This window comes from Undibacterium sp. GrIS 1.8, from assembly GCF_040544445.1.
In the GTDB taxonomy this organism is placed as follows: Bacteria; Pseudomonadota; Gammaproteobacteria; order Burkholderiales; family Burkholderiaceae_D; genus Undibacterium.
In genome coordinates, this window is sequence record NZ_JBEONQ010000012.1 from 1 (window position 1) to 15,207 (window position 15,207).

Annotated in this window: 12 protein-coding genes and 1 other RNA gene; 7 read left to right on the plus strand and 6 right to left on the minus strand. The window is 47.2% G+C overall.

The annotated features are described in order from the left end of the window. Window positions 1–90 precede the first annotated feature (90 nt). The 6 genes from AAKU64_RS07425 to ompA all read right to left on the minus strand — a co-directional run bounded on the left by AAKU64_RS07425 (window position 91) and on the right by ompA (window position 4,428). A complete protein-coding gene (locus tag AAKU64_RS07425) occupies window positions 91–321 on the minus strand; it encodes a hypothetical protein (RefSeq protein ID WP_354331732.1) in 231 nt (76 codons plus the stop codon). A gap of 26 nt (window positions 322–347) precedes the next feature. Next, a complete protein-coding gene (locus AAKU64_RS07430; protein WP_354331730.1) occupies window positions 348–1,565 on the minus strand; it encodes a tyrosine-type recombinase/integrase in 1,218 nt (405 codons plus the stop codon). Between the two features lie 172 nt (window positions 1,566–1,737). Beyond that, window positions 1,738–2,098, minus strand: a transfer-messenger RNA (tmRNA) gene (ssrA, locus tag AAKU64_RS07435). A gap of 53 nt (window positions 2,099–2,151) precedes the next feature. Beyond that, window positions 2,152–2,826 (minus strand): HAD family hydrolase, encoded by a 675-nt coding sequence (locus tag AAKU64_RS07440; protein ID WP_354331728.1) that lies wholly within the window; start codon window positions 2,824–2,826, stop codon window positions 2,152–2,154. Between the two features lie 89 nt (window positions 2,827–2,915). Continuing rightward, window positions 2,916–3,620 (minus strand): bifunctional 2-polyprenyl-6-hydroxyphenol methylase/3-demethylubiquinol 3-O-methyltransferase UbiG, encoded by a 705-nt coding sequence (gene ubiG / locus AAKU64_RS07445; RefSeq protein WP_354331726.1) that lies wholly within the window; start codon window positions 3,618–3,620, stop codon window positions 2,916–2,918. 145 nt (window positions 3,621–3,765) lie between these two features. Next, window positions 3,766–4,428 carry an outer membrane protein OmpA gene (gene ompA, locus AAKU64_RS07450; RefSeq protein WP_354331724.1) on the minus strand — a complete coding sequence of 221 codons (663 nt, stop codon included), beginning with the start codon at window positions 4,426–4,428 and terminating at the stop codon, window positions 3,766–3,768. A gap of 735 nt (window positions 4,429–5,163) precedes the next feature. On the opposite strand from ompA, the gene gyrA reads away from it, so the two are divergent. The 7 genes from gyrA to cmk all read left to right on the plus strand — a co-directional run bounded on the left by gyrA (window position 5,164) and on the right by cmk (window position 15,090). Continuing rightward, the gene (gene gyrA / locus AAKU64_RS07455; RefSeq protein ID WP_354331722.1) at window positions 5,164–7,812 is read left to right on the plus strand and encodes a DNA gyrase subunit A; all 2,649 of its coding nucleotides are present in this window, start codon (window positions 5,164–5,166) and stop codon (window positions 7,810–7,812) included. A gap of 78 nt (window positions 7,813–7,890) precedes the next feature. Further along, window positions 7,891–9,006: a 3-phosphoserine/phosphohydroxythreonine transaminase gene (gene serC / locus AAKU64_RS07460; RefSeq protein ID WP_354331738.1), complete on the plus strand. Its 1,116-nt coding sequence runs from the start codon at window positions 7,891–7,893 to the stop codon at window positions 9,004–9,006. Between the two features lie 227 nt (window positions 9,007–9,233). After that, the gene (pheA, locus tag AAKU64_RS07465; RefSeq protein ID WP_354331721.1) at window positions 9,234–10,307 is read left to right on the plus strand and encodes a prephenate dehydratase; all 1,074 of its coding nucleotides are present in this window, start codon (window positions 9,234–9,236) and stop codon (window positions 10,305–10,307) included. A gap of 312 nt (window positions 10,308–10,619) precedes the next feature. Continuing rightward, entirely contained in the window at window positions 10,620–11,729 is a 1,110-nt protein-coding gene (gene hisC / locus AAKU64_RS07470; protein ID WP_354331720.1) for a histidinol-phosphate transaminase, read from the plus strand. Window positions 11,730–11,735: 6 nt separating this feature from the next. After that, window positions 11,736–12,689, plus strand: coding sequence for a prephenate dehydrogenase (locus AAKU64_RS07475; protein WP_354331736.1), 954 nt, complete (start codon window positions 11,736–11,738; stop codon window positions 12,687–12,689). 386 nt (window positions 12,690–13,075) lie between these two features. Further along, entirely contained in the window at window positions 13,076–14,413 is a 1,338-nt protein-coding gene (gene aroA, locus AAKU64_RS07480) for a 3-phosphoshikimate 1-carboxyvinyltransferase (RefSeq protein ID WP_354331718.1), read from the plus strand. Further along, window positions 14,413–15,090 (plus strand): (d)CMP kinase, encoded by a 678-nt coding sequence (gene cmk, locus AAKU64_RS07485; protein ID WP_354331734.1) that lies wholly within the window; start codon window positions 14,413–14,415, stop codon window positions 15,088–15,090. Before aroA ends, cmk begins: the two co-directional genes overlap by 1 nt. Window positions 15,091–15,207 lie beyond the last annotated feature (117 nt).

The following is a 15,207-nucleotide window of genomic DNA, read 5'->3' on the forward strand; positions in this document are numbered from 1 at the left end:
CCAATACTGGGATCGGCGGCATTACCCCGAAACAAAAGCTAGCACTTGCCGCTTAGCCTCTACTTATCGGCCGCATTAAAAATGGGGGGATTACCTAGGTACCAATGTATTGCATTTAAGCGCATAGTCGACTCTCTTTTTTACTAGCTCTACCTGCTTCTCAAATATGTCAGTTGGATTTTTAATTCGGTTAGCAATAAAAATTATCGCGTCAGGTATAGATACTTCATCCAAAAAATCAGGGACATTTTTTTCGATTGGATTGTTTCTGTCTTTCAATCGCATTCGGTTTTTTTTGGGAGCCATTTTTAATGCTAACATAATGTTTTCTCGTTCATTTAGAAAAATCAGGCTGCCTTATCAAAATCACCTAAAACAATACCATTTATTGTCAAAGCGTCAAGATAATCCGCCCATGCTTGCATCATTTTTCGCCTTTCTGGGAGGTGTTCTGCATAGTTATAGGCAGCGCGGACTTGGTCTCGCTCTCCGTGCGCAAGTTGTCGCTCGATAGCGTCTCGATTCCAACCTTGTTCATTTAGAAGAGTCGACGCCATACTTCTAAAACCGTGTCCCGTCATTTCCTCCGAGCTGTAGCCTAATCTGCGCAGGGCGCCGTTGATTGTATTTTCGCTCATAGGACGATCTTTTGATCTTGCTCCAGGGAATAGATACTTTTCATCTCCCGTTAATGGTTTGATATCGTTGAGTATTTTTAACGCTTGGGTAGAGAGTGGCACGATATGCAGTGTACGCATCTTCATTTTCTCGGCGGGAATGCGCCATTCAGATGTTTCAAAATTAAATTCTGTCCACTCTGCGTGACGCAATTCTCCGGGGCGCACAAATAACAGCGGAGCAAGTTGTAAGGCACATTTAGTAACAAAGGTGCCTTCATAGCCATTGATCACATGTAATAAACTAGCAACGGCTTTAGGCTCGGTGATTGTGGGATGGTGTTTTTGCTTCGTTGGGGGAATTGCGCCTTTGAGGTCTGCTGAAATATCGCGTTCGGCGCGTCCAGTAGCAATCGCATAACGAAAGATTTGACCGCAATTTTGCAAGATCCTATGCGCTGTTTCAATTGCGCCTCTGCCTTCTACTCGTCGTAGCGTTTCCAATAGTTCTGGAGCTGTTATGTATTTGATATCTTTCTTGCCTAGCCAGGGGAATATATCAGCGTCAAGTCGATTAATGATTTTTGACGCATGATTTGCCACCCAGTTTGGGGAGTATTTTGAAAACCATTCGCGAGCAACGGTTTCAAACATACTTGTTGCATCAATAATTGCTGCTGACTTTTTGGCTTTCTTATGTGCAAGAGGATCGATACCTTCTGCAACGAGTTTTCTAGCGGCATCTCGTTTATCACGCGCTTCCTTGAGGCTAACTTCGGGATATACGCCGAGAGCCATTAATTTCTCTTTGCCATGGAGCCTGTATTTGAGGCGCCAGTATTTAGAGCCATTCACAGCGACCTCTAAATAAATGCCTCGTTCGTCGGCGAGACGAAAGGGCTTCTCAGTTGGTTTTGCCGTGCGGACTTGGATATCGGTGAGTGGCATGGGGGTATATCTCCCTAAGATATGTCGAATTTTTCTGGTGTACCCCCAAATATTCCCCCTGATACCCCCGGATGTCAATGGATGACATTGAACGTTAAAACATAAAAAAACCGCAGTCTCCTAGGAGATTTGCGGTTTTTTGTATTGCTTTAAACATCTTAAAACATGTAATTGGTGGAGACGGCGGGAATCGAACCCGCGTCCAGAAGTACTCTACAGACAGTTCTACATACTTAGTGCTGCCATTTAATTTAATCCATACGACGCGGACGCACACGCTTCGGCTGGACGAGTTGCCTATTATTTAGCCATTAGCCAAGTAACCCGACTTATAGCGATTCCCTATGAATGACTCTACTGCTGTTGCCAGCCCGCCCTAGGGAAGAAACGGTGTAGAGTTAGCAAGCAATTAAGCTGCTAATGCGTACGAGTTATCGTTTGCAGTTAGATAGTTCTGATTGTATTTACGAGGTAGTCAGGCCTCGGTATGCCCTGCGCTGCTTTGCAACCCCTGTCGAAGCCAGGTCGTCCCCAAACAGAGTTGTATTGTAACGCGTAACTAGGCGATGCGGTAATAATGCGTAATCTAATTAACTGTTTGAGCATGCTTGGCACGAATCAGCTCCAGCAGCTCTAGAGGGGAATCGACTATGCCACCAGCTTTCCAGTGGGTTGGTTCTACTGCGCCACAATATCCCCACGCTGCAGCAACCGTGTACATGCCTGCGGCGTTTCCAGCCTGGATATCTCTCAAATCGTCTCCAACATACCAACAATTCTGAGGTTTGATCTTGATTCGGCGCGCGGCTTCTAAAAGTGGAGCCGGGTGTGGCTTAGGGTGCGCTGTGGTATCTCCAGAAATGATGCACGCTGCATTTTGTAAGCCAATCAACGGGATTAGCAAATCGGTAAGCCGAGCTGCTTTATTCGTCACAACTCCCCAAACGATACCTAACTCTTCTAATCCTTTTAACAAATTTTGGATGTTTGTAAAAAGCTTGCTTTGATCAGCGATGTTATTTGCGTAGTTTTCTAAAAACTCTACACGCATTGCGTCGTACTCTGGGTGGTCTGGAATTACGTCAAATCCGGCTTTGAGGAGACCGCGTGCGCCGGCCGAGGCAAAAGGGCGCAGGCTTACGTATGGACTTGGTAACAATTGACGTTTACTGCGCATTAGATTGACTGCTGCCGCTAGATCGGGAGCTGTATCAGCTAATGTACCATCGAGGTCGAACAAAACTGCGAGGGGAGCTTGCATAGATTAATTTACTCTTATATCTGTCACATTGTATTAATTTGCTGTCGAGGATCGTAAGTCTGGACTTGATAGCCGGAAGTGACCATCCGCTAAGCAGGACGAGTGCAGGCTACGAGATAGTTGACGCTAGTGTCAAGATTAAGGGAGTAAATTTTTGTCAGCGGGTTGTAACCCATGCCTCTGAATGTATCGACTTGCAGGCCAGCGTTGCGAATGGCTTGCGACAGCTCGGCCGGAGTAATAAACTTGGCATAATCATGGGTTCCTTTTGGGAGCAGTTGCAGTAAATATTCTGCACCGATGATCGCAAACAGATACGATTTAAGATTGCGGTTAAGTGTGGAGAAGAAAACTTGCCCACCTGGTTTTACTAACGCAGTACAAGCTTGGATGACGGATGCAGGATTAGGGACATGTTCCAGCATTTCCATACAGGTGACTACATCATATTGTGCAGGTTCACGAGCAGCAATGTCTTCCGCAGCAATCTTCTCATAACGTACGCTGACGCCAGATTCTAGTCCGTGCAAGTCTGCGACCTTTAATGCTTTCTCAGACAAATCGATGCCTGTTACGTTGGCACCTTTTTTAGCCATCGATTCCGCTAATATTCCACCGCCACAGCCGATATCAATTACTTTTTTTCCGATGAGCGGGATTCGACTATTAATCCATTCAAGACGAAGTGGGTTTATTTCATGCAAAGGACGAAATTCAGATGTGGGATCCCACCAGCGATGAGCTAAGTCACTAAATTTTTGAATTTCTGCTGGATCGACGTTTTGAGTTGACATAATATTGGGCAAATGACTTTGCCACCTTACTTATAAAAGCATTATTGTAGGGCATATTTCGTCAGCGCATATAAGCTGCAGCAGCAATGAAAAAACCCTACCTAGGCAGGGTTTTGAGTAATTAGCCGGCCCGAGGGCAAACAAATTATTTTACGTTACGTGTACCAACAACTTCGATTTCTACGCGACGATTTTGTGCACGGCCTTCAGCTGTTTTGTTGTCAGCAACAGGTTGTTTTTTGCCTTTGCCTTCAGTGTAAACACGATTAGCTTCAATACCTTTGCTCACCAAATAAGCTTTAACAGCTTCTGCGCGTCTTACCGACAGTTTTTGGTTGTATGCATCGGAACCAACAGAATCAGTGTGACCAACAGCAATAACTACTTCGAGGTTAATACCTTGAAGCTTAGATGCCATGTCATCCAATTTTGTTTTTGCTTCAGATTTCAACACTGCTTTGTCGAAATCAAAGAATGCATCTGCCGCGAAAGTAACTTTCTCGGAAGTTGGCGCAGGTGGCACAACTACCGCAGGAGCTGGTGCTACCACTGCTGCAGGAGCTGGTGCTGGTGCAACAACTGGTTCTGGCTTAACTAGGGGGGCATCGCAACCTGGAACAGCATCTGCTGGTGTCCAGTAACCTGTACGCCAGCACAAACCAAACGGATCACGAACAATAACGCCACGACCATCTTGAACGTAAGCACTGTTTGGTGTGCTTGCTTTGATGTCCGTCATGTCTTGCGCGGATGCTGAAAAAGCGGCTACTGAGGAAGCTGCGATAACGAGTTTTACTAAATTTTTCATATTTCTCCTCTCGGGTGAGATTTCTATCGCAGAATTAACTGCGCGAATTGCTGCATAAAATCGGATACTACCACGTGCTTGATTACAATACTATTTCAGTATCAATTTCTGACAATGAATTCATACTCTTACATCAATCATTTTGCCATAAGACAGATTGGCGAGCCAAAATTGTTAAATTAAGAAAGTAACATTTTGTGTGCGTGTCGTCTTTTAACAACCGACCTCGCCGCACGAATACGCTTAGACCTCATATCATTCGTTATTTTAACACCTAGATGTTTGTCTTGAAATCGCTTGGTCTTGAATGCTTAGCTTAAACGCAAAATTAAGTCCTGGTAAATATTTATACCTATTTATTGCGCAAATAAGTTCAAGGAGAGTCGTTACTATTTTTGTATTGTTCATTGATGATGCTTAGAAAGTGTTCAATATATAAAAAAGCACTCTAAGCAATTCGCTAATGCTCATTTAATATGGAATCTTGCGTATGGGCTTGCTTAGCAACGATCAATACTTACTATGATATAACTGATTATCACCTTGGTAGCTAAGTTCAAAAACCACATGAACAGCATGATTGGCATGTTAAAATCAATAGCTAAGCGTTGAAAATAGATGGCTAAATTTTCATATTCGAAGGTCTTTTAAGTTGTAGTTTTTAGGCACGAGTTTGATTGCAAGTCATTTTCAACCCATCGTTATTTAACCAAGCTCTAAATTGCCGGCCCGCCAATGGATCAATTCGCTAAAGAAACACTCCCGATTTCCCTTGAAGAAGAAATGCGCAAGAGCTACCTCGATTACGCCATGAGCGTGATCGTTGGTCGTGCCTTGCCGGACGTACGTGATGGCTTAAAGCCTGTGCACAGACGCGTGTTATTCGCCATGCACGAAATGAACAACGTGTATAACCGTCCATTTGTAAAATGCGCACGTGTAGTTGGTGAAGTCATGGGTAAATATCATCCCCACGGTGATGCATCAATTTATGACACTTTGGTACGGATGGCACAGGATTTCTCCTTGCGCTACACCTTGGTCGACGGTCAGGGTAACTTTGGTTCGGTGGATGGCGATAATGCTGCTGCGATGCGTTATACCGAGTGCCGACTAGATAAAATCGCCAATGAAATTCTGGCTGATATCGAAAAAGAAACCGTCGATTTTGTTCCTAACTATGATGGTAAAGAGCGCGAGCCGTCAGTATTGCCGACGCGCATTCCTAACCTGCTGATCAATGGTGCCTCCGGTATTGCGGTTGGTATGGCGACCAATATTCCGCCGCATAATATTACTGAAATCATTAATGGTGCCTTGCATGTCTTGCGCAATGCAGATTGCACAATTGACGAACTGATCGAAATTATTCCTGCGCCAGATTTCCCTACTGGCGGGATTATTTATGGTGTCTCTGGCGTGCGTGACGGTTACCGCACGGGGCGGGGGCGCGTAGTAATGCGTGCTAAGACGCATTTTGAGGAATTTGGTAAAGAAAATCGTACTGCTCTGATCGTCGATGAGTTGCCTTACCAAGTAAATAAAAAATCTTTGCTAGAACGAATCGCTGAGTTGGTGCGAGATAAAAAACTCGACGGTATCTCTGATATTCGTGATGAGTCAGATAAATCCGGTATGCGCGTTGTGGTTGAATTGAAGCGCGGTGAAGTACCGGAAGTTGTGCTCAATAATTTGTACAAGCAAACCCAATTACAAGATACTTTCGGCATGAACATGGTGTCATTGGTAAATGGTCAGCCAAAGTTATTGAACTTGAAGCAGATGCTGGATTGCTTCCTGTCACATCGTCGTGAAGTTGTAACGCGTCGCACTGTATTTGAGCTTCGTAAAGCTCGTGAGCGCGGCCACGTGCTGGAAGGTCTGGCAGTTGCGTTAGCAAATATCGATGACTTCATTGCCATCATCAAAGCTGCACCGACACCGCCATTGGCTAAGTTGGAATTGATGAATCGTGCTTGGGATAGCTCCATGGTGCGTGAGATGTTGATACGCACTGCTGCTGATAATCCTGCTGGTATCGATGCATTCCGTCCAGAGAATTTACCTAAGCATTACGGTATTCAAAAAGATGGTTTGTACAAACTGTCCGACGATCAGGCGCAAGAAATTTTGCAAATGCGTTTGCAACGCTTGACTGGTCTGGAACAAGATAAGATCGTTAACGAATACAAAGACGTCATGTCTGTCATCGCTGACTTGCTGGATATTTTGTCCAAGCCCGAGCGTGTTACCGTCATCATCACTGATGAGTTGACAGCAGCGCGTAATGAATACGGTGAAGGCAACAAAGACGTACGCCGCTCCGAGATTACACACAATGCCACAGATTTAGAAACCGAAGATCTGATCACGCCAGTCGATATGGTGGTCACGCTCTCACACACCGGTTACATGAAGTCGCAGCCATTATCGGAATATCGTGCGCAAAAACGCGGTGGTCGTGGCAAGCAAGCGACAGCGACAAAAGATGATGACTGGATCGAACAATTGTTCGTGGCAAATACGCATGATTACATCTTGTGCTTCTCGAACCGCGGTCGCCTCTACTGGTTAAAAGTTTGGGAAGTACCGCAAGGTTCTCGCAATTCACGCGGTAAGCCTATCGTGAACATGTTCCCATTGCAGGACGGCGAAAAAATTACAGTGATCTTGCCACTATCTGGTGACAACCGCAGCTTCCCTGAAGATCACTATATTTTCATGGCGACCAGTCTTGGTACCGTGAAAAAGACACCGCTGAACGATTTTAGTAATCCACGTAAAGCCGGCATTATTGCAGTCGATTTGGATGAAGGCGATTTCCTGATCGGTGCTGCACTGACTGACGGCAAGCACGATGTGATGCTGTTCTCAGATTCCGGTAAAGCGGTGCGCTTTGACGAGAACGACGTACGTCCTATGGGACGTACTGCACGTGGTGTGCGTGGTATGAATTTGGAAGAGGGGCAGCAAGTCATCGCATTGTTGGTTGCTGAGAATGAGCAACAGTCAGTCTTGACGGCCACTGAAAACGGCTTTGGCAAACGTACTCCAATTTTGGAATATACACGTCATGGTCGTGGCACTAAAGGCATGATTGCGATCCAGACTTCTGAGCGTAACGGTAAAGTTGTAGCAGCAACCTTGGTCGACACCAATGATGAAATTATGTTGATCACTACGGGTGGTGTCTTGATCCGTACACGGGTATCTGAAATCCGTGAAATGGGACGTGCAACGCAAGGTGTTACTTTGATCGCTGTTGAAGACGGCACCAAGCTGTCTGGTTTGCAACGCATTGTTGAAACTGACGTCGATGTCGATTCGATTATTGAGTTAGATACAGACAATGGCGCCGAAGGCGAACAAGCCGCAACGGAATAAGTAGTGACGATGATGACTGACGCTACCGACGCAACCGCCAATGTGATTGATACAGTGACCGATAGCGTGACTAATACCATGACCAATAACGGGACAGCGATTTACAATTTTTCTGCTGGTCCTGCCGTATTACCTAAAGAGGTGTTGCAGCAGGCAGCAGCAGAAATGTTGAACTGGCATGGTAGCGGCATGTCGGTCATGGAAATGAGTCATCGCGGACCAGAATTTATGTCGATTATTGCAGCAGCGCAAAGTGATCTGCGCGAGCTGCTGGCAGTACCGGATAATTACAAAATTCTGTTTCTGCAAGGTGGTGGTTTAGGTGAAAACGCAATTGTCCCCATGAACCTGATGGGGCGCAAGCCGCAGCCGGCAACTGCAGATTTTATTCACACGGGCTCATGGACTGCGAAGTCGATCAAAGAAGCGCATAAGTACGGTAATGTGAACGTTGCCGCTTCAGCAGAAGACAATGGACATACTGCAATCCCGGCACGTGAAAGCTGGAAGTTGTCTCAAGACGCAGCTTACGTGCATATCTGTACCAACGAAACGATCGATGGCGTTGAATACCAGTTCGCACCGGATGTGAATGCCGATACGGGCGGCGCGCCTATTGTGGCTGATATGTCCTCGCATATTCTGTCGCGCGTGATTGATGTTGCCAAATATGGTGTGATTTTTGGTGGCGCACAAAAAAATATCGGCCCCGCCGGTTTGACGATTGTTATTGTGCGTGACGATTTACTTGGCGATGCGTTACCAATTTGCCCGTCAGCATTTAACTGGAAAATTGTTGCAGACAATGATTCCATGTACAACACGCCGCCCACGTATGCGATCTATATTGCAGGCTTGGTATTCCAATGGCTAAAGCGCCAGGGTGGTGTCGCAGCGATGGAGCAAAAAAATATCGCCAAAGCGCAATTGTTGTACGACTATCTAGACGCCTCAAATTTTTACGTCAATCGGGTTGCTAAGGATTGCCGTTCACGTATGAACGTGCCGTTCTTTTTGAATGACGAAAGTTTAAATGCGGAGTTTTTAGCGCAAGCCAAGCAACACGGGTTGTTGCAATTAAAAGGACATAAATCAGTCGGCGGTATGCGTGCCTCGATTTATAACGCGATGCCGATCGAAGGCGTACAAGCCCTGGTTAGTTTTATGAAAGAATTTGCCCGCGCTCATGCATGAGCGGCGAGCAACCTGATAGCTTCTTTTCTTTAGCCCTTTCTTTGCATGGCACTCACCATCACCTGGAAACCGTGGCGCTAAAGACAACGACCAAAAGTCGGAAGAGAGGCTAGCATCATTGCCATCACGCTACGCTAACCAGCGAGAATGGTGTGAGTGTGACTGGTACAAGTGTGAAGTATACAGCGACGTTTTCAACAACTCGCTAAACGGTTTTTAGGTTTCTTATGAGCGATAACAAATTATTCCCTCTGCGTCAGAAAATTGACGCCATCGATACACAAATACTCTCGTTATTAAATGAGCGCGCACGTGTTGCGGAAGAGGTCGGCCATGTCAAGGCAGAGACCAATGCACCCGTATTCCGGCCAGAGCGCGAGGCGCAAGTTTTACGCAGCGTCGCTGAACGTAATCCCGGCCCCTTAGCGAGTCAGGATATTCAATTGATTTTCCGTGAAATTATGTCGGCTTGCCGGGCACTGGAACGTCGAGTAGTAGTGGCATTTTTGGGGCCGGTCGGTACTTTCAGTGAGCAAGCGGTGTATCAGCAATTTGGGCATGCGATTCAAGCTTTACCCTGCGTATCGATTGACGAAGTATTCCGTGCAACCGAGGCGGGTACCGCAGATTTCGGCGTCGTGCCGATTGAAAATTCAACGGAGGGCGCGATCAACCGCACCCTCGATTTACTGCTCCAGACCAGCCTTGCAATCAGTGGTGAATTAGCGATTCCGGTACAGCATAGTTTGATGACTAAAACTGGCACGATGGATGGTGTGACGCGGATTTGCGCGCACTCGCAAGCGTTAGCGCAATGTCAGGCCTGGTTGAATCAGCATTATCCTCATATCGAACGTCAAGCCATGGCATCCAATGCAGAAGCCGCCCGTATAGCCAGCGGTGACGCAACGATGGCAGCGATTGCTAGTGAAATCGCGGGACAGCAATATCAGCTTGGCGTAGTTAGTGCGCACATTCAGGATGATCCTCACAATCGTACGCGTTTTGCTGTGATTGGACGTTTGCAAACAACGCCGAGCGGTAAGGATCAGACCTCTTTGGTATTGGCCGTACCAAATAAAGCCGGCGCAGTTTACAACTTGCTTGCCCCATTATCCAAGCATGGCGTGTCAATGACGCGCTTCGAGTCGCGGCCAGCGCGCACCGGCAATTGGGAATATTATTTTTACGTCGATGTAGAAGGCCATGTAATGGATGAGAAGGTGGCTAAAGCCATGACGGATTTAAATAACAACGCGGCCTTCTTTAAGATACTAGGTTCTTATCCTTGCACTGTTTGATGAAATAAAGCTCGGTAAAAAGTTTTTTAAAATCTCTATTGTTAGATGTCCAGTACAAATAAGCCTCTCAAGCCAAAAATGCTCCAAGAGCCTTGCAAACAATGGACGACTAATTTTGAAGGATTTATAAAATCTCATTCTTGAGCGAATCGAGGCGCAGCTATTGCTTGCAAAACCATAAAGCCTTGCAACGCCGAAGTAGTGCTGCGCTGAGTTAGCAAACACGTTCTGGCGCTGTATCTCGATTAAAGATATTTTAGAAGTCCCTTTTTTGTAAATCCAGCCTGACGCTGGACAATTTCTGGAGCAGCTATGTCTACACAATTTGGTCCCGCCTATGTTCGCGCAATTGCCCCTTACCAAGGCGGCAAGCCTATCTCTGAAGTGGCGCGTGAATTTGGTCTAGACGAATCAAAAATCGTCAAACTGGCATCGAATGAAAATCCGCTCGGTGTACCGCAATCTGCGCAAGCAGCAATGCTGAAAGCTGCTGCTGATCTGGGGCGCTATCCTGATGCAAATGGCTTTGAATTAAAAGCCGCGATCATGGCGAAATACAATGTGCCGCAAGATTGGATTACCTTAGGCAATGGCAGTAACGACATTCTGGAATTGGCTGCACATTCTTTTGTTGAGCCAGGCCAGTCGGTCGTATTTGCACAATATTCATTTGCCGTGTATCCATTGGCGACGCAAGCCGTTGGCGGACGCGCGATTGTGGTTGCGGCGAAAGATTTTGGACATGATCTAGTCGCAATGGCGGCAGCAATTACTGCGGATACTAAATTAGTTTTCATCGCCAATCCTAACAATCCGACAGGGACGTTTTTGCCGGCGGCGGAGATCGAAGCCTTCCTGAAAAAAGTGCCTGTCGATGTCGTTGTCGTTCTCGATGAAGCGTATAACGAATTCCTCGCCGCCGACTTGCAATATGACTCTATCGCCTGGGTCAGACAGTTCCCTAATTTGCTGGTATCGCGCACTATGTCCAAGGCGTATGGCCTGGCTGGTTTGCGTATTGGTTTTGGGATTGCACAACCGGGCATCACTGATTTATTGAACCGTGTACGCCAGCCGTTTAACGTCAATTCAATGGCGCAAGCTGCTGCTGTCGCTGCCTTGAATGATGCAGAGTTTTTGCAAAAAAGCGCAAAACTGAATGCGGATGGTTACGTCCAGCTGACCAGCGCGTTTAAAGAGTTGAGTCTCGATTTTGTGCCATCTTTTGGCAACTTTGTATTAGTCAAAGTCGGTAATGAAGACAGCGCGGGCGCACGTATCAATCTGGAGTTGCTCAAGCGCGGCATCATCGTGCGTCCAGTCGGCAATTACGGCTTGCCGCAGTTCCTGCGTATTTCTATTGGTTTGCCAGAAGAGAATGCGGCATTTATCACCGCTCTAAAAGAGATACTGGCTGCCTGAAACATGATGACGAGTGACGACAAGTTGAAGTCGATAGCACCGCAAGACCAGCAACAGCACCGGCTGAAGCGGGTCGCCATCTTTGGCGTTGGTCTGATTGGCGGCTCATTCGCTTTAGCCTTAAAAAAGGCGGGCGCAGTTGAGCACGTGGTGGGCGTCGGTCGCAGCTTGGCATCCTTGCAGCGTGCGCAGCAACTCGGCATCATTGATGAGATTGCTGATTCCGCTGCCGCCGCAGTGCGGGATGCCGATCTGGTATTGATCGCTGCGCCAGTCGCACAGACGGCAGCGATCTTGTCCTCGATTCAGCCTTATTTACAGCCCAATACTATTGTGACTGATGCCGGTAGCACTAAGTCGGATGTAGTTGCCGCAGCACGGCAAGTGATGGGCAATCAGCTCGCGCAATTTGTGCCCGCGCACCCGATTGCAGGACGTGAACAAAATGGTCCGGACGCTGCGCTGGCCGATTTATATGTAGGCAAAAAAGCCGTGATCACGAGCTTGCCTGAGAACACGGATGAGGCGGTTGCCAGAGTCGCGTATGCGTGGCAGCAATGCGGCGCTATCATTCATCATCTCAGTCCGGCAGAACACGATGCAGTGTTCGCATCTATCAGTCATTTGCCACATTTGCTGGCGTACGCTCTGGTGGACGACATTGCGCGCAAGCCGCATGCGGATACTTTATTTCAATATGCTGCCAGCGGTTTTCGCGACTTTACGCGGATCGCTGGTTCGTCGCCAGAGATGTGGCGTGATATTACCTTGGCGAACCGAGCTGCCATGTTGCAGGAACTTGATTCCTACACGGCACGACTAGCAATTTTGCGTGAGCATTTAGTGAACGCCAACGCATCTGGGATCGAATCGATTTACAGTCATGCGCAGGCGGCACGACATAACTGGATTAAGGCGATAGAAGCCGCTGAGAAGCAGAACAAAGAGGGTGGGGATTGAGCTTCAGATGTTATGGCTTAGGTGCTGTGATTACCTGATTGATTTAATATACTCCCCTTATTTTTTTATAAAATAGCCTTATTGTCTAATAATTCTATGGACAACTTAAATATACCCTAGTGGAGTATGGATTGTGGGGGGTAAAAGTATTGTCAGTATTTGCGCAAAACTGCTTCGGCTGCGTTGCCGATTCTGGTCATGCTCCTACTTTTACTGATATAAGGCGGAGATTCCAAAGCGCTAAGCTATCAGGCTAATGTTTTGGTCGCTAGTCCTTGCCTGAGAAATTTGCCTAAGCCCTAATTACTTTTCACCAAAATTTAAAAAATAGCAGTTTCCTACCAGTTCTCGTTATCACCTAACATCTGTATGAGTCCATCAGCCAAATGAGTCAAGCCGCTAAACATTATCCACATTACCTCGATTTGCATCCTGTAATGCAGGCACAAGGCACAGTGCGTTTGCCAGGTTCTAAAAGTATTTCAAACCGCACCTTGCTTCTGGCCGCGCTAGCACAAGGCACTACGCAGATTTTGGAGTTGCTGGCGTCTGACGACACCTTAGTCATGCTGACGGCGTTGCAAAAGCTTGGCGTACATTGGACACAGGACGGTGCAACCCAGAATTACACCGTGACTGGCGTGGATGGTGTATTGCCGCAGCATCAGGCTGATTTATTTATGGGTAATGCAGGTACGGCGATCCGTCCGCTGGTCGCTGCTCTGGCAGTGATTGGTGGCGACTACACCTTGCACGGCGTCTCGCGTATGCATGAGCGGCCGATCGGTGATCTGGTCGATGCGTTAAACCAAGTCGGTGCGCAGATTGAGTACACCGGTAATCCTGGCTTCCCACCGCTGCACATTCGTCGCGGTCACATTCATGCGCATTGTTTGCAAGTCAAAGGTAATGTCTCCAGTCAATTTTTGACCGCATTGCTAATGGCAGCGCCGCTGATGGCGCGTGATCATGATGTAACGATTGAAGTGATTGGTGAGTTGATTTCTAAACCCTATATCGAAATCACCTTGAATCTGATGCAGCGTTTTGGCGTAACTGTGCAACGCGATGGCTGGCAAGCATTTACGATTGCGACAGGTCAGCGATATGTGTCGCCAGAGGTGATTCATGTCGAAGGTGACGCATCGTCTGCGTCTTATTTTCTTGCAGCAGGCGCGATTGCTGGCGGGCCAGTACGGGTCGAAGGCGTTGGTTTGCATAGTATCCAGGGCGATGTGCGTTTTGCAGAAGCCTTGGAGAAAATGGGCGCGACAATCACACGTGGTGACAACTGGATAGAGGCTAAATCGAATGGCGTATTGCAAGCCATCGATATGGATTTCAACCATATCCCCGATGCAGCGATGACGATTGCGGTTGCTGCTTTGTATGCCAATGGCACCACGACTTTGCGTAATATTGCCAGCTGGCGCGTTAAGGAAACAGATCGCATCGCCGCCATGGCGACAGAGCTGCGTAAGCTCGGTGCGCTGGTCGAAGAGGGTGCAGATTATATGACCGTCACCCCGCCTGCCGAGATTTTGCCTGCTACTATTGATACTTACGATGATCACCGCATGGCAATGTGTTTTTCCCTTGCTACTTTGGATGGCGCTGCTCGTCGCGGCGCTGCAATGCGTATCAATGATCCTAAATGCGTAGCGAAAACTTTCCCCGATTATTTCGAGGCGTTTGCCAAAATTAACCATAAGGAATTGTTTTGATGATGTCGATAGTGCCAGTAATTACGATTGATGGACCAACTGCCTCCGGCAAAGGTACGGTGGCGCACCGCGTTGCCAAGCAGTTAGGATTCCACTACCTGGATTCTGGCGCCTTATATCGCTTAACGGCTTTGTCGGCGCAGCAAAAACACATTGCCTTAGATGATGAAATTAGTCTGGCCGCATTAGCACGTGAGCTGCCGTGTCGTTTTGTACATGGCCATGTGTTGCTTGATGATAAAGATGTTACTGACGCCGTCAGAGCGGAATCTATTGGTGTTGCGGCTTCAAAAATCGCAGTATTGCCAGAGCTCAGAAAAGCCTTGGTCGATTTGCAAGTTGCATTCCGTTATGCGCCCGGATTAGTGGCAGATGGACGTGATATGGGGACGGTGATTTTTCCTGACGCAACCCAGAAAATTTATCTTACGGCAAGTGTTGATGCCCGCGCATCAAGACGATATAAGCAATTGATTGAAAAGGGTTTTTCTGCTAATATGGAAGACTTGATAAAGGATTTGACGGAACGCGATGCGAGAGATAGTGCCCGCACCGCAGCGCCGCTCAAGCCAGCATCAGGGGCATATATCCTCGACACATCAGCAATGGGGGTCGAGCAGGCGGTGCAAACCGTACTGGATTTATATGCTGCAACATGCAAATTAGCAAGCCAATAAATGTTCTAAAAAGCCTGCAAATGAATTTGATTCTCAATCAATTTATCTTTTGAAAATCAATGTTGAAGTGCCCAAGCTGATGCAAAGTCAGTGCGGGTTTGTTTAACCTAACCCAGT